Source organism: Mitsuaria sp. 7 (genome assembly GCF_001653795.1).
GTDB lineage: Bacteria > Pseudomonadota > Gammaproteobacteria > Burkholderiales > Burkholderiaceae_C > Roseateles.
In genome coordinates this window covers 2,330,132-2,347,564 of the sequence record NZ_CP011514.1, presented here as the reverse complement: position 1 = coordinate 2,347,564, position 17,433 = coordinate 2,330,132, and the positions used below count along the sequence as shown (strand labels likewise).

The following is a 17,433-nucleotide window of genomic DNA, read 5'->3' as shown; positions in this document are numbered from 1 at the left end:
CTGCCTCACTGCAGGCTCAGAGCCGTGCCATCGCCTTCGCGCACTCGGGCACCAGCGCCGGACCCTTGTAGATCAGCCCGGTGTAAAGCTGGACCAGGTCCGCGCCGGCCTGCAGCTTGGCGCGGGCGTCCTCGCCGCCGAGCACGCCGCCCACGCCGATGATCGGATAGCCGTTCCCCAGCGCCGAGCGCAGCAGGCGGATCACGCGGTTGCTGGCCTCGAAGACCGGCGCGCCGGACAGGCCGCCGGTCTCATTCGCGTGCGGCAGGCCTTGCACGGCCTCGCGGGAGATCGTCGTGTTCGTCGCGATGACGCCGTCGATGCCGTGGCGCTTCAGGCTCGCGGCGATGACGGCGACCTGTTCCTCGTCGAGGTCGGGCGCGATCTTCACGAACAGCGGGACCTGCCGTCCGCTCGCGTCCTGCAGCGCCAGGCGGCGCGCCTGCAGCGGCCCGAGCAGCGCATCGAGCGCCTCGTCGCTCTGCAGCTGGCGCAGGTTCTTGGTGTTGGGGCTGGAGATGTTGACGGTGATGTAGTCGGCGTGCGGGAACACGCCTTCCAGACCGATCAGGTAGTCGTCGACGGCGCGCTCGATCGGCGTCGCGGCGTTCTTGCCGATGTTCAGGCCGAGCAGCCCGCCGCGGTGGCGGAAGCTGTGCGAGCGCTTCACGTTGGTGATGAACGCGTCCAGGCCTTCGTTGTTGAAGCCCAGGCGGTTGATCAGCGCCTGTTTCGCGGGCAGCCGGAACATGCGCGGCTTGTCGTTGCCGGGCTGCGCCTTGGGCGTGACGGTGCCGACCTCGATGAAGCCGAAGCCCATCGCGCCGAGGCCGTCGATGCAACGGCCGTTCTTGTCGAGGCCGGCGGCCAGGCCGATGCGGTTGGGGAAGCGCAGTCCGGCGACGGTCACCGGATCGGACACCCGCGTCTGTGCCCAGGCGCATTGGGCGGGCGTGTTCTGCAGACGGGCGATGCTGCCCAGGGTCAGTTCGTGCGCATGTTCGGGATCCAGCCCGAACAGGAAGGGACGGGCGAAGCCGTAGGGGATGAGAGCCATGATGGGGGCGGATTGTCTCATCGCGCCTGGAGCGGCCCGCGTCGCGCCTACTCCTGTCGTGCGAACGATGATGGGGGACTCTCCGTGGCCCGAACGAGCCAGGGCCCGGAAGAGGCGTTCTGCCGGCATCCCTCTGGGACCTCTCCGGGACCCGTTCGATGCGGGGCTCAGTCCGATGTCAAGCGGGTTCGGGACGGTCCCAGGGCGGGATGTCGCCGAACCGTTCGACACAGAAATCGATCAGCGCCCGGACCTTCGGACTCGGGAAGCGGCTGGGCAGGTAGACCGCGTAGAGCACGTCGGCCTCGGCCGGTCCGCCCAGCGGCGTCCAGCCCGGGAGCAGGGCGGTGAGGCGGCCCTCGCGCAGGTCGCGTCCGATCGCGTAGGTCGGCAGCACCGCCAGGCCCATGCCCGCCAGCGCCGCGACGCGCAGCGACTCGCTGCTGTTGGCCGTGAGGCCGCTCTCGAAGCGCAGGGCGCCGGAGATCTCGACCTCCGCCTCGCCTTCGACGGAATGCTGGAAGCGCCAGCGCTCCGGCGCATGCAGGTAGCCGAAGCGCAGGCAGCGGTGGCCGGCCAGATCCGCGACGGCCGTCGGCGTGCCGTGCCGCCCGAGGTAGTCGGGCGAGGCGCACAGCACGAAGCGGATGTCCGCCAGCTTGCGCGCGACGAGGCCGGGACTCGGGCGTCCCGTCAGCCGCATCACGACGTCGAAGCCTTCCTCGGCCAGGTCGACGTAGCGGTCGTTCAAACCGAGCACGACCTGCAACTGCGGATGCCTCGCGCAGAACTCCGCCATGAGCGCGGTGAACTGCAGATTGCCGAAGGCGGTCGAGGTGCTCAGCCGCAGCACGCCACGCGGCTGCTCGCGCTGGCCGGCCAGTTCCGCGTCGAGCGCCTGCGCTTCCTCGATCAGGCGCTGGGCGCGCTCGTAGACGCTGCGGCCCTCCGCCGTGGGGCTGATGCTGCGGGTGGTGCGGTGCAGCAGCCGCGTGCCGAGCTGCTGTTCCAGCCGCGACACCTGCTTGCTGACGGCGGACTTGGTCGCCCCCAGCAGCTTGGCCGCGCCCGAGAAGCTGCGCGCGTCCACGACGCGGGCGAAGGCTTGCAGGTCTTCCAGGCGTCCCATGGCGGTCCTTTGATTGTTCTCGATCTGGAAACTCTAAAACGAATCGGAAGCGGATTGTGTCCAAGGGCTTCCATTTCTAGAGTTCATCCCATCGTTGTCCACCTGGGAGTCCGTCATGACGACCTCGATCCTGCTCACTGCCACCCCCGGCGCCGCGCGGCCGGACCGGCTCGGCGCCTTCGTCGCGCTGAGCCTTCCTGCGCTCTTCATCCTGCTGTGGAGCACAGGCTACGTCGCCGGCAAGCTGGCGCTGCCGCACGCGGGGCCGTTCACGCTGCTGGCGCTGCGCTTCGGGCTCGCGGCGGTGGTATTGCTGGCCGTGTCGGTGGCGACGCGCGCGCCGTGGCCGAAGACCGCGCGGGCCTGGATCCACCTCGGCGTCGTCGGTCTGCTGATGCAGGTGCTGCATTTCTCCGGCGTCTACTGCGCGATCGCGTGGGGACTGCCCACCGGCGTGGCCGCGCTGCTGATCGGAATGATGCCGCTGGCCACCGCGATGGGCGCCCACCTGTGGCTGGCCGAACGCATGAGCACCGCGCATTGGCTGGGCATGCTCGGCGGCGCGGCGGGCGTGGCGCTGGTGATCGTCGACCGGCCGCTGGGCGGCGGCGCGTGGATGGCCTACGGCGCGGGGCTGCTCGGCTTGACCGGCCTGGTCGCCGGCACGCTGTACCAGAAGCGCTTCTGCGCCGGCATGGACCTGCGTACCGGCAGCGGCATCCAGATGACGGTCTCCGCGATTGCCGTGCTGGCGCTGGCGCTCTGGCGCGAGCCCGGCATGCCGGACTGGAGCCTGGAACTCATCGGATCGACGCTGTGGCTCGGGCTCGTGAACTCGATCGGCGCCTTCAGCCTGATGTTCGTGATGATCCGGCGCGGCCAGGCCGGCGCGGTGGCCAAGCTCTTCTACCTGATCCCCGGCGTGTCGGCGCTGATGGGCATGGGTCTGCTCGGCGAGCACTTCGGCGCGCTGGCCCTGGCGGGCTTCGTCGTGTCGGCGACCTCGGTGGGACTCGCCTCGATGTCTCGGTCGGGCGGATAATCGGCGGTTCAATTTCGCGTTTCTGCGCCCGAGAGGGCGTACCGCCGCCGCCATGAAGAATCTCGACCACCCGCAGCACGATCGCGAGATCGGCTCCGCCGACGCCACCCGCGACGACACCCGCACCGACGACACCCGCATCGACGCGGTCCGCCCGTTGATCTCGCCGGCGCTGCTGCTCGACGAACTGCCGCTGCCGGAGGCCTCGCTGAACGTGGTCGAGACCGCGCGCCGCGAGATCAGCGACGTGCTGCACGGCCGCGACGACCGGCTGCTGTGCATCGTCGGGCCGTGCTCCATCCACGACCACGGCCAGGCGATGGACTACGCCCGGCTGCTGAAGGACCTGCGCGGCGAGCTCGAGCAGGACCTGCTGATCGTGATGCGCGTCTACTTCGAGAAGCCGCGCACGACGGTGGGCTGGAAGGGCTACATCAACGACCCGCACCTGGACGGCAGCTTCCACATGAACGAAGGCCTGCGGCTGGCGCGCCAGCTGCTGCTGGACGTGACGGCGCTGGGCCTGCCCGCGGGCACCGAGTTCCTGGACCTGCTGTCGCCGCAGTACATCTCCGACCTGATCGCCTGGGGCGCCATCGGCGCACGCACCACCGAGAGCCAGAGCCACCGCCAGCTGGCGTCGGGCCTGTCCTGCCCGGTGGGCTTCAAGAACGGCACCGACGGCTCGGTGAAGATCGCCGCCGACGCGGTGCTGGCGGCGCGCGCGAGCCACGCCTTCATGGGCATGACGAAGATGGGCCTGGCCGCGATCTTCGAGACCCGCGGCAACGATGATTGCCACCTGATCCTGCGCGGCGGCAAGGCGCCGAACTACGACGCGGCGTCGGTGCAGTCCGCGGCCGAGGTGCTGAAGGCGGCAGGGCTGCGCGAGCAGCTGATGATCGACTTCTCGCATGCGAATTCGTCGAAGAAATTCGAACGCCAGATCGACGTCGGCCACGACGTCGGCGCGCAGATCGCCGGCGGCGACGAGCGCATCACCGGCGTGATGGTCGAGTCCCATCTGCAGCCCGGTCGCCAGGACCTGCTGGCCGGCCAGACCAAGGCCGATCTGCTGCCGGGCGTGTCGATCACCGATGCCTGCCTGGGCTGGAGCCAGACCGAACCGCTGATGCGCTCGCTCGCCGCGGCGGTGCGTCAACGGCGCGAGCGTCGCGCGGCCTGATATTGCATGTGGCGCACGATGACGACGCTGGTGGCCCATCCGTGGGCTTATCCAGTGTTTTCTGTCGTGCACCTGATCGGACTCGGCGCGCTGTTCGGCGGGCTGCTGGTCTTCGAACTCAGAACGCTGGGCGCGCGGCGCGACATCGATCCGACCTCGCTGGCGCGACTGGCGATTCCCACGGCGCTGGCGGGCTTCGCGTTGTGCGCGGTGTCGGGCGTGGCCATGTTCGCGATCCAGCCGCAGGAGCTCTGGGTCAATCCGGCGATGCGCATCAAGATCGCGTTGATCGCACTGGCGGGCCTGAACGCGGCGTGGTTCCACTGGCGCGGCGGGGTCCGGGCGCAGGACCGGCTCGGACGCTGGCAGTGCCTGCTGTCATTGGTGGTCTGGGTCGTTGTCATCATCTGCGGACGCTGGATCGGGGTCGTCTGACCGTGGACCGCCAACGTGAGCGTGCAGGGCAGCGGAGATAATCCCGCCTTTCCTCTCCCGCCATCAACGACGAGCGCTGGCTCGCTCCCCCGCCATGACCCAAGACGAATTGAAGACCCTGGTCGGCCAGGCCGCATTGCAGTACGTGACGCCGGACACGGTGGTGGGCGTGGGCACGGGGTCGACGGTGGACAAGTTCATCGACGCGCTGGCCGCGAGCGCCATCCGCATTTCAGGCGCGGTGTCGAGCTCGGTGCGCAGCACGGAGCGGATGATGGCGCTGGGCATCCCAGTGCTGGACGCGTCGGAGGTCGAGTCGCTGCAGGTCTACATCGACGGCGCCGACGAGATCGATCGCCAGGGGCACATGATCAAGGGCGGCGGCGCCGCGCTGACGCGCGAGAAGATCGTCGCCGACCTGGCCGGGACCTTCGTCTGCATCGCCGACGAGAGCAAGCTGGTCGATGTCCTGGGCGGGTTCCCGCTGCCTGTCGAGGTCATCCCGATGGCCGCCGCGCAGATCGCGCGCCGCTTCCGGGCGATGGGCGCGGAGCCGGTGCTGCGCAAGGACTGCGTGACGGACAACAGCTGCCAGATCCTGGACGTCAAGGGTCTGAAGATCACCGATCCGACCGCGTTCGAGGCCGAGGTCACCCAGTGGCCCGGCGTGGTCACGGTCGGCGTCTTCGCCCGCAACAAGGCCGGCGTGTGCCTGCTTGGCACGGCGCAGGGCGTGAAGACGATGACATTCTGAACAAGATCCACCCTGACGCGGGAGCGTTGGGTAAGTCCACAAATTATGGATATGAATCCATAATTTGTGGATTTTGATAGCATCCGGCTTTTCACCGCCTCGCGGGAAGGCCATGAGCGCCGCTGATTTCCTTTTCACCCCGACCATGCAACGCGTGTTGGCGATCACGCTGACCGCCCCTGATCGGGTCTTCACGCTCGCTGAATTGCTGCGGGAGGCTGGTAGCGGGCGAGGCAGTACGCAACTGCAGATCGAACGCTTGCTCGTGGCAGGCGTACTGGTCGAAGGACCTCGACAGGGCCGGCAGCGAAGCATCCGCGCCAATACCGAGTTCTTCCTGTTTCCCGAGCTCAGCAGCATCGCACTCAAGACCTTCGGTCTGGCCCGGCCCATCGAGGAGGCCCTGGCGCCATTCGCGGACCGGATCGATGAGGCGTTCGTCTTCGGTTCGGTGGCGAAGGAACTCGACACGGGCAAGAGCGACATCGACGTGATGGTGATCGGCGACGTCACGCATCTGGAACTGATCGAGGCAGCAGACAAGTTGCAGTCGCGCCTCCAACGTCCATTGCAGTTTGTCCTCTACGACCCGGTCGAATGGCGAGATCTGGTCGAGAGCGACCCCGTCATTCGCCAGATCGTCAGCGGCCCGAGGCTGCAGGTGGTGACTTATGCAACGACCAGCGGAGTACGAGAATCTGATTCAAAGGCGGGCTCTTGAGCAGGTGAGTCCGACGCCCGGCGCAGTAGACGGCTTTCTGAGGAATGCAGAAGCGTTTCTGGTGCTGGCGAAGGCGCTGTTGGCGGGCGCACCGGTGAAAACGCATCCCATGCAGATCTTCACGAACGCCTACGAGGGCTACCACCAGGTGGTGCAGGCGGTGCTCGAACACTACGAAGTAAGGACCAAGGAGGCGGGCCGGGCGATGGCGATCGGGCGCGTCAGCGCTGACCTCCAGCTTTCCAGCCCGGAGATGAGTGCTGTTCTTCGAGCGCACGAGCGCCGCAACGACACGTCCTACCGATCGCCCCTGCCTCCACTGTCGAAGGCCGAAGCATCAACGATGGTGGCGATCCTGGAGAAATACCTGCCCGTCGCTCGCGCGCTGACTGGTAGCGGCGAATGCATGCCAGACGTAGGCGATCAATGACATCGGGGCCCCTCAGGGCCCCGATTCACTGTCTGCTCCGCGAGCGTTCAGCGCAGCCGGAACACCGAGATCGCGGTCGCCAGCCGTTGCGACTGCTCCTTGAGGCTCTCGGCCGCGGCGGCCGATTCCTCGACCAGCGCCGCGTTCTGCTGCGTCATCTGGTCCAGCTGGCCGATGGCGGCGTTGACCTGGTTGATGCCGTCGCTCTGCTCGCGCGAGGCGGCGCTGATCTCGCCGATGATGTCGGCCACGCGCTGCACACTGGCCACGATCTCGGTCATCGCGCCGCCGGCGTCCTCGACCAGACGCGAGCCCGACTCGACGCGCTCGACGCTTGCGCCGATCAGCGTCTTGATCTCCTTGGCCGCTTCCGCGCTGCGTTGTGCCAGCGAACGCACCTCGCTCGCGACCACCGCGAAGCCGCGGCCCTGTTCGCCGGCGCGCGCCGCTTCGACGGCGGCGTTCAGCGCCAGGATGTTGGTCTGGAACGCGATGCCGTCGATGGTGCCGATGATGTCGGCGATGCGGCGTGAGCTGTCGCTGATCTGGCCCATCGTGCTGACCACCTGGCCCATCACGGAACCGCCGCGCTGCGCCGTCTCGGCGGCCGAACTCGACAACTGGTTGGCCGTCATCGCCGAATCCGCCGTCTGACGCACCGTGCCCGTCAGCTGCGTCATCGACGCGGCGACTTCCTGCAGGTTGGAGGCCGTCTGCTCGGTGCGCGCGCTCAGGTCGTGGTTGCCGGTGGCGATCTCCGCGCTGGCGGTGCCGATGCTCTCTGCCGAGCCGCGCACGTCGCCGATCAGCTTCAGCAGTTGCGACTGCATGCCGCCCAGCGAGCCCAGCAACTGCCCGGTCTCGTCACGGCCGCCCTGCGGCACGCGTTGCGTCAGGTCGAAGTGCGCGATGGCGTCGGCGACTTCGGCGGCGCCGCGCAGCGGGCCGGTGATCGAGCGCGTCAGCGACACGGCGAACCACACGCCCAGTCCCAGCGCGACCAGCGAGAACACCAGCAGCGCTGAACGCGCCCGGCCGTTGGTCGTGTCCAGCTGCTTGGCGGCGTCGTCCAGCAGCGTGCGCTTGTGCTGCACGATGGCCTGGATCGCTTCCTGGAACTTGGCGGCGGCGGGCTGGAATTCGCGGTCGAAGACCTCGCGCGACTTGTCCGCGTCGCCAGCCTTCTTGGCCGCGGCCACCGCGTCGCGCGTGCTCAGGTAACCCTTGCGGGCTTCGCTGAGGGTCTCGAACATCTTGCGCTCTTCGGGCGTGACCATGAAACCGTCGAGCTGCTTCTGCAGTTCGCCCGATTGCTTGGTCGATTCGGCCGAGGTCGTGGCGAAGAATTGCGCCAGGCTGGGATCCGCGCTGACCGCGATCGCGCTGGTGCGGTTCACGCCGTTGGTGATGTTGCGGTACCAGTCGGAAGCGACGCGCTCGGCCGCCAGGTCCTGGTTGAGCATCACGTCGGTCTCTGCGGCCACGCGGCCCAGGGCCAGGTAGCTCAGGCCCGAGCCCACGAAGGCGATCAGCAGCACCAGGCCCAGCACCACGCCGAGCCGTTGGCCGATCGATCGGCCCGCCACGAGATGAATCATGAATGTGTCTCCCGGAATGTTGGATCCGTCTGGATCCGTTTGAGTTCGTTTGGAATCGTTGACCTGCACCCTCGCGGGCGCGCGGCGGCCTTGACGGCGTCTTCGCACCTTATCGACGCGTACGTGATCAAACTTAAATGGTTCGTCGGAGGTGGCCGGACAATGCGCCATCCGTCACGACCTGCCGGCCATCCGCCGGCGTCCGCCATGTCCGACACGAGCTCCCAGACCGCCCCGACGTCCGCCGGCGGCAGCTTCCTGCAGGTGATCGCGCAGTACCACGTCAAACCGGGGCTGGGCGACCAGGTCGGGGCGTTGCTGGTCGAGTTGACCGAGGCCACGCGGCGCGAGGCCAAGAACCTGGCGTACGCGTTCTACCGCTCGCCGCAGGATGCGGACCGTTACGTGATCCTCGAGCAGTACACCGACGCGAGCGGCCTGGACGAGCACCGCGCCTCCGAGCACTTCCAGCGCCTGGGCTTCGGCACCATCATCCCGATGCTCGTGTCTCGCGAGGTGACGAGCTACGTCGTGCGCACCAGCGCCGACGGAAAGCCGGTGGACGCCGTCAAGACCTGACCCTCAGGAAAATGGGGGAGTGTTGACGCCGCGCAAGGGGAGGTCGAATCCCCCATCGGATCCCCCGAAAGTTGAATTCCTGATCTCTCTCGCAGTGGCAGAGTCAATGCCTTGGATGGGCGAGGGCCCGTCGTTGCGATGGAGAAGTTCATGCAGTTCAATGAAGACGGGCAGCGCGCCAGCGCGATGGGCGCAAACGCCGACCTGGCGCTGCAGGTGCAGATGTTGAAGACGCGGCTGGATGTCGTGTTGCCGACCTTGGCGACGCGGGAGCAGTTGCAGCAGGAGGTGGGTGCCATCCGCGGAGAGCTCAAGCACGAGATCGGTACGGTGCGCGCGGAGATCGGCAGCCTCCGTTCCGAAATGCATCAGGCGTTCACCAACACGCTGAAGTGGGGTGTCGGTATCGCGCTGACGTCGATCGTCGCGGTGGCGGCCGTCGTGACGGCCATGGCGCCGATGTTCCAACTCTCCGCGCGTGGTCGGGATGCCCTGGCATTGGCGATCGTGACCGACAAGGCGCAAGACGCGCAGCGCGACTAGGCGCGCTACGTCGTGGCCCGGTGCGCCTTGGCGGCGAAGCGGGCTGGGTCGAGGGCTTCCGCGAGGCTCGTCTCCACCGGCCAGGGCGCGCCGGTGAGCTGCGCGGCGACGAGCTCGGCGCACAGTGTCGCCCAGGTGATCCCGCGCGAGGCGAGGGCGCCCACCACCATCAGCCCCGGCTGACGAGGCCAGAAGCGGGCCTGCTCGGCGCGACGCTCGGGCCTCTCGGCCGGCAGTGCGCCCACGATCGGGAGACGGTCCGGCACCAGGCTGCGCCAGCCGACGCGACCAGCCAGCGGCATGTCCTCCGGGATCGTCTCCGACGGCAGCAGCGATCGCAGCCGGTCGACGTTCTGGGCATGGTCCGACGCCCGCAAGGCGGGGTCCATGTCGCCGGCATCGGTGCTCGCGCCAAAGCACAGCGCGCCGTCGGGGAGGCTGAGCGCATAACCCAGCCCTGCCACAGGCATCGCCAGCCTCGGCGGTGTCAGGTCTTGCGGCATGCCGCTCAGTTGCCCGCGCTGCGAACCCCAGGGCCACGCAGGCCCGGCTGTCCATCCGGAAGCCAGGGCGCCGCTGTCGATGCCGCCGCACAGCACCACTGCGTCGGCCGTGGCGAGGACTTCGCCAGCCGGGTTCATGGCAGACCACCGGCCGCTCGTCGCATCGCGTTTCAGGGCCGCGACGGGCGCGTTCAGACGCAGTTGGAAGCCCTCGGCTTGCGCCGCTCCGGCGAGCCATGCGGCGATGAGCGCCGGCGGCGAGACGGCGCCGCCGCCCGCGAAGAACCAGGCGGGTTGAGTCAAGGTCAGACCCGCCTTGGCGCTCGCCTCCTCGGCGCTCAGGGCCTGGACGTAGTCGGCGGGCAGCCCGCTGCGTGACAGCAGCGTTCGCATCGATGCAAGACCCTCGGGATCCCGCTCGACGCGCAGCAGGCCCCATTGCAGCCAGGGCAGGGCGGGCGTGACGCGGCGTAGCTCGCGCTCGGTCGCGAGCGCCGCGGCGCGACTGAAGCGGGCGTGCGGACCGTCTTCCGCGTGGAGCGTGCCGTGGAAGAGTCCCCCCGGATTTCCGGAGGCCTGGGCTGCGGTCGTCGCGCCGCCTTCGAGCACCGTGACGCGCAGACCCTCTCGCGTCAGCACCCGCGCGCAGGCCGCGCCCGCCAAGCCGGCGCCGATGACCAGGACGTCCCTGGCCTCCGGCGCGATGGGCAGGCGGCCCGGCGGCACCGGCGGCCGGTGCCGGGGCGCAAAACGCGCCACCGTCGTCTGCCATTTGCCGCCGGAGCCGGGTCGCTTCTCGACCTCGAATCCCGCCGCGGTCAATCCGTCGCGCACGCTGCGGGCGACGCTCCAGGTGGCCGCCGTGGCGCCGGGTGCGGCCAGTCGGCCAACCTGCTTCAGGACGGTGTCGTCCCACAGGTCCGGATTCTTCGCCGGCGCAAAGCCATCGAGGAAGAAGGCATCCACCGAGGCCACCAGCTCCGGCATCCAATCGCGCGCGTCGCCGAACGCCAACATCAGTCTGACGCGCCCGCCGTCGAAGTCCAGCGTGTGCAGGTTCGGCGTGAGCGCCGGCCAGGCCTCGACCAGTTGCTGGGCCAGCGCCGGCTCCGGCGAGCTCGCCTGCGCGCGCTCCAGGTTGGCCCGCGTCAGCGGATGCTTCTCGATGCTGAGGAAGACCAGCCGCTCGCAACGTGCCGGATCGTCGCGCCAGGCGGCCCAGGTGGCGAGGAAGTTGTTGCCCAGTCCGAAGCCCGTTTCGAGGAGGACGAAGCGCCGCCGCCCCGCCCATCGGCCCGGCAGGCCATTGCCGTCGAGGAACACCTGCCGAGCCTGCGCGAACGCGCCGAACGGAGCGTGGTAGAGGTCGCCGAAATCGGGCGCGCTCGGGACGGCGCCGGAGAAATCGACGCGGGCCGGAATGATGGGCGCGGTCTTCATGGGGCTGGGCGTGGCTGCGAGTATGCCGAATGCGGCCCGCGCAGAGGCGGGAAGCGCGGAAACGACAACGGCGCCACTGAGGGCGCCGTTGCATCACGGGAAGTCCGGGATCAGGAGTTCGACTTCGGACGCGTCAGCGCCGCGCCTGCCGGACGGTTGCCCTGGCTGCCGTGACGGCTGCCTTGGCCCTGACCTTGGCCTTGACCCTGGCGTTGCCCGCCTTGGCCCTGGCCTTGCGCCTGACGCTGGCCTTGACCTTGTCCGCCCTGGCCTTGTCCTTGGCGCTGACCTTGCGGTTGACCGCCGGCTCTCTGGCCGCCGCCTTGCGCACCCTGCGCCGGACGACCTTGACCCTGGCCCTGGCCGCCGCCCTGCGGACGACCGCCCTGGCCTTGCGAACGGCCACCGCCACCGCCGCCACCGCCACCCCCACCGCGACGGCCACCACCGCCACCGCCGCCCGCCGGACGCGGCGAGCCCGAGGACTTGCCCAGGCCGCCGTTCAGGACCATCCGGCCCAGCACGATGGGTTCGGCCTTGGCGTTCGGATCCGGTTCGAAGCCTGGCACGACCTCGCGCGGGATCTCGCGCTTGATCAGCTTCTGGATCTCGCGCAGGAAACCTTCCTCGTCAACGCACACCAGCGACAGCGCCTCGCCCTGCGCGCCCGCGCGGCCGGTACGGCCGATGCGGTGCACGTAGTCTTCAGCGACGTTGGGCAGCTCGTAGTTGATGACGTGCGGCAGCTGGTCGATGTCGATGCCGCGCGCGGCGATGTCGGTCGCGACCAGAACCTTCAGGTCGCCGCTCTTGAACTCGGCCAGCGCCTTGGTGCGCGCGCCCTGGCTCTTGTTGCCGTGGATCGCCATCGCGGTGATGCCCGACTTGTCCAGGTACTCGGCCAGGCGGTTCGCGCCGTGCTTCATCCGCGTGAACACCAGCACCTGGTGCCAGTCGTTCTTCGTGATCAGATGGGCCAGCAGTTCCTTCTTCTTGTCGCGGTCGACCGGGTGGATGCGCTGCGCGATCGTGTCGGCCGTCGCGTTGCGGCGCGCGACCTCGATCAGGCCCGGCTTGTCCAGCAGGCGGTCGGCCAGCGCCTTGATCTCGTCGCTGAAGGTCGCGGAGAACAGCAGGCTCTGCTTCTTGGCCGGCAGCAGCGCAAGCACCTTCTTGATGTCGTGGATGAAGCCCATGTCGAGCATGCGGTCGGCTTCGTCCAGCACCAGGATCTCGACCTTGGACAGGTCCAGCGTGCCTTGCTGCGCGTGGTCCAGCAGACGGCCCGGCGTCGCCACCAGGATGTCCACGCCCTTGCGCAGCTGGCTGATCTGCGGATTCATGCCGACGCCGCCGAACATCACCATGCTGGTCAGCGGCAGGTACTTGCCGTAGGTGCGCACGCTTTCCTCGACCTGGGCGGCGAGTTCGCGGGTCGGCGTCAGCACCAGCGCGCGGATCGCGGGACGGCCCTTGGCGTCACGCACGGGCTTGCCGGCCGAGAGGCGCTCCAGCAGGGGAAGGGTGAAACCGGCGGTCTTGCCGGTACCGGTCTGAGCGCCGGCCAGCAGGTCGCCGCCGGTCAGCACGGCGGGGATCGCCTGGCTCTGGATGGGGGTGGGGGTCGAGTAGCCGGCATCGGCGATCGCGCGGAGCAGGGGCTGGGAGAGCCCCAATGCGTCAAAACTCATAAGCTGCTTTTTTGGTGCCCGAACGGGCTTTGTGTGCAGCACGCCGGCCCGGTGAGAGCTGGCGCCAGTCTTCGGCTGCCGTGGGAGAGCGTGAGCTCAAAAGATAAAGCCGCGGCAAGACTGAGCCGCGGCGATGGGGTCATTGTAGCTGACGGGGTCTGTCACCCTTGTGAGCGATTGGTTCGGCGCGTCCTACGACGGGCGAGGAGAAGCCGGCCATCGCCTTGAGCGAACGGATGCGTCGGAGGGCGCCCAAAGGGGTGTTCCGGACAGCTTCCAGCAAGCTGGGTGACAGGCCTCGCTCAGGCAATCGTGTCGGTCTCCGCAGCCGTGTTTCAGTGCGGTAAACCGTGGGTAAAAAGGGCGGTGAGGCCCGTGCTGATCGGGGTTCAGACGCGATTGCAGCGGCATAGTCTTGCGCCAATGTGTCCACTTGTCCCATCGTCATGAGCGCCCTGTTTCCCGATCCTGCCGCCGGCACCCATCTGCTGCTGCTGGACCCCGACCCGCATGCGCGCCTGCGATTCGCCGGCCTGTTGAGGGCCTGGGGCTTCCGCGTCACCGACAGCGCCGAGGCCGCCCTGCTGGATCGCGTGCCGCTGCTGCCGGTGGACCTCGCCCTCATCGATCCCAGCGATGCCCGCGAGGCGGGCTGGAGCGCGCTCACCCGGTTGAGACAGCGCTCGCGGATGCCGGTGATCGTGCTGCTGCAGCACGACAGCACGCTCGAACGACGTGCTGGYSMTSSMGCTGCARKGGYKSATCGMGRWSCYCKYCMAGRACGKGGASMCGCRSSAGYTSCAGSMKCGCATCAAGGCRCKGTTGMKGCCCYGTGAGGKCGACTKCASGCKGCMGGTGCTRAYGWWCKGCCGCKWCAAGCKCGASCACSATGAYGCRMMRGCTCCGCYCATTGGGMCGGSCGGGTTCTGCGKSGTSCAKGTCGTCGAGACGACCGAAYRCAMGMTGCWGAYSCGCKTKCYYGTSAGCGSCAMGSACAKCGTGCTGCAASGCCTWSGASCTGCTGCWSCKRGCKYGCGGCGAMGGGSTSAYSGCGCTGGCWGCRGWMGRYGSACCYGCAGTSGCTSYCRCGGSTSMGGSMGMWGSTGSAMGACRWTCCGMGCWCGCCGYTGATCCGCACKGTGCKCARGCMTYSGSTRYCTGWYCGATCCRCCAKYSCGCTGATGCACTGAGACGGCCGMTGGCCCTSACCCCCGKCCCTCTCCCGCWMGCTGTATGGACCGAGGACATAGGTAACAGGCGTGCCAGGACATGGGTGACACTTTTCCCGCCTAGTCAGCGGGAGGACGAAGTTGCCCTGGAGCCAAGACACCGTGAAGGATCAACGAGAGGAATTTGTTCGACTGGCCCGACAGCCTGGCGCCAATATCAGCGAGCTATGTCGACGCAGCGGGATCAGCCGCAAGACAGGCTACAAGTGGCTCAGCCGAGACGATCTCGAGGATCGATCTCGGCGACCACACACCTCGCCGACTCGTACGCCCGAACAGCTGCAGGCGCAGGTGCTTGCAGTGCGGGCCGAATGTTCTGCTTGGGGCGGTCGCAAGATCGCGAAGGTGCTGGCGCGCGATCATGGTGTGCACGTAGCAGCCAGCACAGCCAACTGGGTGCTGCGCCGAAACGGCCTGATCGACCCGGCAGCAAGCCAGGCCGCGACGGCATGGCAGCGCTTCGAGCACGAGACGCCCAATGCACTGTGGCAGATGGACTTCAAGGGCCACTTCGCCACCGACACTGAGCGCTGCCATCCGCTGACCGTGCTGGACGATCACTCGCGCTTCAACATCGTGCTGCAAGCGCTGAGTAACGAGCGGCTAGAGTCCGTGCAGCCGGTGCTGCAGCGCGCCTTTGAGCGCTATGGGCTGCCTGAGCGCATCAACGCCGACAACGGTCCGCCCTGGGGCTCGCCGACGCGCGGAGCACTCACCGAGCTGGGCGTCTGGCTGATTCGCTTGGGAGTGCGGTTGAGCCACAGCCGACCGATGCATCCTCAGACCAACGGCAAGGACGAGCGATTCCATCGCACCCTGAAAGCCGAGTTGCTGGCCAGTCGGCACTTCAAGGACCTGGACGATGCCCAGCACCACTTCATCCAGTGGCGGCATCTGTACAACGCCAAGCGCCCGCATCAAGCGCTGGGCATGGACACGCCAGCCAGCCGCTACGCGGCCAGCCCGCGCTCGATGCCAAGCTCTTTGCGGCCCGTCGAATATGGCGATGGCGCCATCGTGCGCCGGGTCGGATACGGTGGACGGATCGCCTTCAAAGGCAACACCTACCGCGTCGGCAGAGGCCTCATCGGCCAGCCTGTAGCCCTACGACCTCACCTGGATCTTGATGGCAGCTTCGATGTCTTCTTCTGCCATCAAAAAGTACGCATGATTGACCTGTGCCAGGCTGACTAACCTGGACCTGACCTGTTACCCATGTCCTGGCACACCTGTCACCCATGTCCTCGGTCCATACAGCAAGCGGGAGAGGGAGTTCCGAGTGGCTTACTTCGGGGCGACGGAGGCCCAGCGCAGTTCGAACCAGTTGTCGGGGCGGTGGATCACCGTCACGTTGGCGCGCGTCGCCCACGGGATCATCTGGCGGTGCAGCGGGATCAGGTGCGTCTGCGCGCGGAACTCGCGCAGCGCGGCCTTGATCAGCTCCTCGCGCTTCTTCGGATCGGCTTCCTCGCTGGACGCGGCGGCGAGCTGGTCGAACTTGTCGTCGCGCCAGTTGCCGAAGTTGTACTGGCCGACCGACTTCTCGCCGCGGTTGCGCATCAGCGGCGTCATCGCGACTTCCGCATCGGTGATGCTGCCGCCCCAGCCGTACAGGTAGAGGCTGGTGTCGAGCTTCTCCAGCTTGGGGAACATCAGCACGCGCGGCTGCGCGTTGACGCTGACCTTCACCTTGAGCTGCGCCCACATCGACGCCAGCGCCAGGCAGATGCGCTCGTCGTTGATGTAGCGGTTGTTGGTGCAGTCCAGCGTCACCTCGAAGCCGTTGGCGTAGCCGGCGTCGGCCATCAGCTTGCGCGCCGCGGCCAGGTCGAAGGGCAGACGCGTCTCCAACTGCGGGTCGCTGAAAGCGCCCAGCGGCGAGGGCGTCAGTCCGCCGGTGGGCAGGCTCAGGCCGTTCATCAGCTTGGCGCGCATCGTGTTGATGTCGATCGCCTGGTACAGCGCCTGGCGCACCCGCAGGTCCTTGAACGGGTTCTTGTCGCCGGCCACCTTCCCGTACAGCAGCTTGTCGCGCGACTGGTCCATGCCGATGAAGACGATGCGGTTCTCGGGGCCTTCCTGGACCTTGACCTGCGCCGTCTGTTTCAGCTTGGGGATGTCGCGCGGCGACGGGTCGAGCACGAAATCGATCTCGCCCGACACCAGCGCGGCCAGCCGGGTCGCGTCATTGGCGATCGGCGTGTAGACGGCGTCCTGCACGTTGCCGTCGAATTTGCCCCACCAGGTCGGGTTGCGCTTGAAGGTGGTGCGGATGCCGGGCTCGCGGGCCACCATCGCGTACGGACCGGTGCCGTTCGAATGCGTGGCGGCGTAGGTCTCCTGCTTGTCCTTGAAGTTCTGCGGCTTGGCGACGTTGTGCTGCTCGCACCACTTGCGGCTCATGATGAACAGCGTGTCCAGGTGCTGCAGGAAGATCGGATTGACCTTGTCGAGCTGGAACTCGACCGTGAAGTCGTCGATCTTCTTGGGCGTGCCGACCGCCTGCGCGTAGACGCTGATCTGCGAGTACGGATCCTTCGCCCGGTTGATCGAGAACACGACGTCGTCCGCCGTGAACGGCGTGCCGTCCTGGAACTTCACGCCCTGACGCAGCTTCAGCCGCCACAGCGTCGGCTTGAGCTGCGTCCACTCGGTGGCAAGACCCGGCACCAGGTTGAGGTCGCGGTCGCGCGACACCAGGCGCTCATAGACTTGGCCGTTCATCGCGTTGGTGACGATCTCGTTCTGCGAATGCGGGTCGGCCGTCTGCATGTCGCCCTGGCTGGCCCAGCGCAGCGTCTGCGCCTGCGCGCTGCCCACGATGAGGGCCATCGTGAGCGGGAGCGCGGCCAAGGCGCCGACTGTGCGCGAACGAACCGAAACGGTGCGCGAGATGGAACGGAACAGCATGGTGGTCATCTCTGAAGAAACCGGAAGGGGCGGGAAGGGCCGTCGAGTTTATGGGCACCGGCGGAAGCTGCGACAATGCACGACTATTGCCCGGGCGCCTCGCCGCCCATGCAGGCTCCGGCCCCCTGTCAAACCCGTCGCCGCATCCGCTGCGACGGGCGGTCCGAGCCCCAGGTCAACCCACGA

General features: G+C 68.0%; 15 protein-coding genes and 1 pseudogene. 10 read left to right on the top strand and 6 right to left on the bottom strand.

The annotated features are described in order from the left end of the window. Positions 1-16: 16 nt before the first annotated feature. Positions 17-1,057: a quinone-dependent dihydroorotate dehydrogenase gene (locus tag ABE85_RS10465; RefSeq protein ID WP_067273629.1), complete on the bottom strand. Its 1,041-nt coding sequence runs from the start codon at positions 1,055-1,057 to the stop codon at positions 17-19. A gap of 178 nt (positions 1,058-1,235) precedes the next feature. Beyond that, positions 1,236-2,186: a LysR family transcriptional regulator gene (locus tag ABE85_RS10460; protein WP_067273626.1), complete on the bottom strand. Its 951-nt coding sequence runs from the start codon at positions 2,184-2,186 to the stop codon at positions 1,236-1,238. A gap of 115 nt (positions 2,187-2,301) precedes the next feature. Here ABE85_RS10460 and ABE85_RS10455 point away from each other — a divergent pair, with 115 nt between their 5' ends. From ABE85_RS10455 to ABE85_RS10430, 6 genes are all read left to right on the top strand, one after another. Beyond that, positions 2,302-3,228, top strand: a complete 927-nt coding sequence (locus ABE85_RS10455) for a DMT family transporter (protein ID WP_082938514.1) — start codon at positions 2,302-2,304, stop codon at positions 3,226-3,228. Between the two features lie 52 nt (positions 3,229-3,280). After that, the gene (locus tag ABE85_RS10450; protein ID WP_067273623.1) at positions 3,281-4,414 is read left to right on the top strand and encodes a 3-deoxy-7-phosphoheptulonate synthase; all 1,134 of its coding nucleotides are present in this window, start codon (positions 3,281-3,283) and stop codon (positions 4,412-4,414) included. Between the two features lie 6 nt (positions 4,415-4,420). Then, positions 4,421-4,849 carry a hypothetical protein gene (locus ABE85_RS10445; RefSeq protein ID WP_231993275.1) on the top strand — a complete coding sequence of 143 codons (429 nt, stop codon included), beginning with the start codon at positions 4,421-4,423 and terminating at the stop codon, positions 4,847-4,849. A 94-nt stretch (positions 4,850-4,943) separates the two neighbouring features. After that, positions 4,944-5,603, top strand: coding sequence for a ribose-5-phosphate isomerase RpiA (gene rpiA / locus ABE85_RS10440; RefSeq protein WP_067273619.1), 660 nt, complete (start codon positions 4,944-4,946; stop codon positions 5,601-5,603). Between the two features lie 112 nt (positions 5,604-5,715). Next, entirely contained in the window at positions 5,716-6,324 is a 609-nt protein-coding gene (locus ABE85_RS10435; protein ID WP_067273616.1) for a nucleotidyltransferase domain-containing protein, read from the top strand. Further along, complete coding sequence (locus tag ABE85_RS10430) at positions 6,275-6,754, top strand: hypothetical protein (protein WP_067273613.1); 480 nt, start codon at positions 6,275-6,277, stop codon at positions 6,752-6,754. Before ABE85_RS10435 ends, ABE85_RS10430 begins: the two co-directional genes overlap by 50 nt. A 47-nt stretch (positions 6,755-6,801) precedes the next feature. Here ABE85_RS10430 and ABE85_RS10425 read toward each other — a convergent pair whose 3' ends face one another. Continuing rightward, positions 6,802-8,352 carry a methyl-accepting chemotaxis protein gene (locus ABE85_RS10425; RefSeq protein ID WP_067273609.1) on the bottom strand — a complete coding sequence of 517 codons (1,551 nt, stop codon included), beginning with the start codon at positions 8,350-8,352 and terminating at the stop codon, positions 6,802-6,804. 207 nt (positions 8,353-8,559) lie between these two features. Here ABE85_RS10425 and ABE85_RS10420 point away from each other — a divergent pair, with 207 nt between their 5' ends. Both ABE85_RS10420 and ABE85_RS10415 read left to right on the top strand, forming a co-directional pair. Continuing rightward, positions 8,560-8,931 carry a putative quinol monooxygenase gene (locus ABE85_RS10420; RefSeq protein WP_067282378.1) on the top strand — a complete coding sequence of 124 codons (372 nt, stop codon included), beginning with the start codon at positions 8,560-8,562 and terminating at the stop codon, positions 8,929-8,931. A gap of 150 nt (positions 8,932-9,081) precedes the next feature. After that, entirely contained in the window at positions 9,082-9,474 is a 393-nt protein-coding gene (locus tag ABE85_RS10415; protein ID WP_157522197.1) for a hypothetical protein, read from the top strand. Positions 9,475-9,479: 5 nt separating this feature from the next. Here the strand turns inward: ABE85_RS10415 and mnmC are convergent, their stop codons facing one another. Both mnmC and ABE85_RS10405 read right to left on the bottom strand, forming a co-directional pair. Continuing rightward, positions 9,480-11,417 carry an FAD-dependent 5-carboxymethylaminomethyl-2-thiouridine(34) oxidoreductase MnmC gene (mnmC, locus tag ABE85_RS10410; RefSeq protein WP_067273602.1) on the bottom strand — a complete coding sequence of 646 codons (1,938 nt, stop codon included), beginning with the start codon at positions 11,415-11,417 and terminating at the stop codon, positions 9,480-9,482. A 110-nt stretch (positions 11,418-11,527) separates the two neighbouring features. Continuing rightward, positions 11,528-13,108: a DEAD/DEAH box helicase gene (locus tag ABE85_RS10405; RefSeq protein ID WP_082938513.1), complete on the bottom strand. Its 1,581-nt coding sequence runs from the start codon at positions 13,106-13,108 to the stop codon at positions 11,528-11,530. 446 nt (positions 13,109-13,554) lie between these two features. Here ABE85_RS10405 and ABE85_RS10400 point away from each other — a divergent pair. Next, positions 13,555-13,944: pseudogene (locus ABE85_RS10400) on the top strand (hypothetical protein). Between the two features lie 474 nt (positions 13,945-14,418). Then, positions 14,419-15,531 (top strand): IS481 family transposase, encoded by a 1,113-nt coding sequence (locus tag ABE85_RS10390; protein ID WP_067270535.1) that lies wholly within the window; start codon positions 14,419-14,421, stop codon positions 15,529-15,531. Between the two features lie 90 nt (positions 15,532-15,621). Here ABE85_RS10390 and ABE85_RS10385 read toward each other — a convergent pair whose 3' ends face one another. Then, the gene (locus tag ABE85_RS10385) at positions 15,622-17,247 is read right to left on the bottom strand and encodes an ABC transporter substrate-binding protein (protein WP_082939013.1); all 1,626 of its coding nucleotides are present in this window, start codon (positions 17,245-17,247) and stop codon (positions 15,622-15,624) included. Between the last annotated feature and the right edge of the window lie 186 nt (positions 17,248-17,433).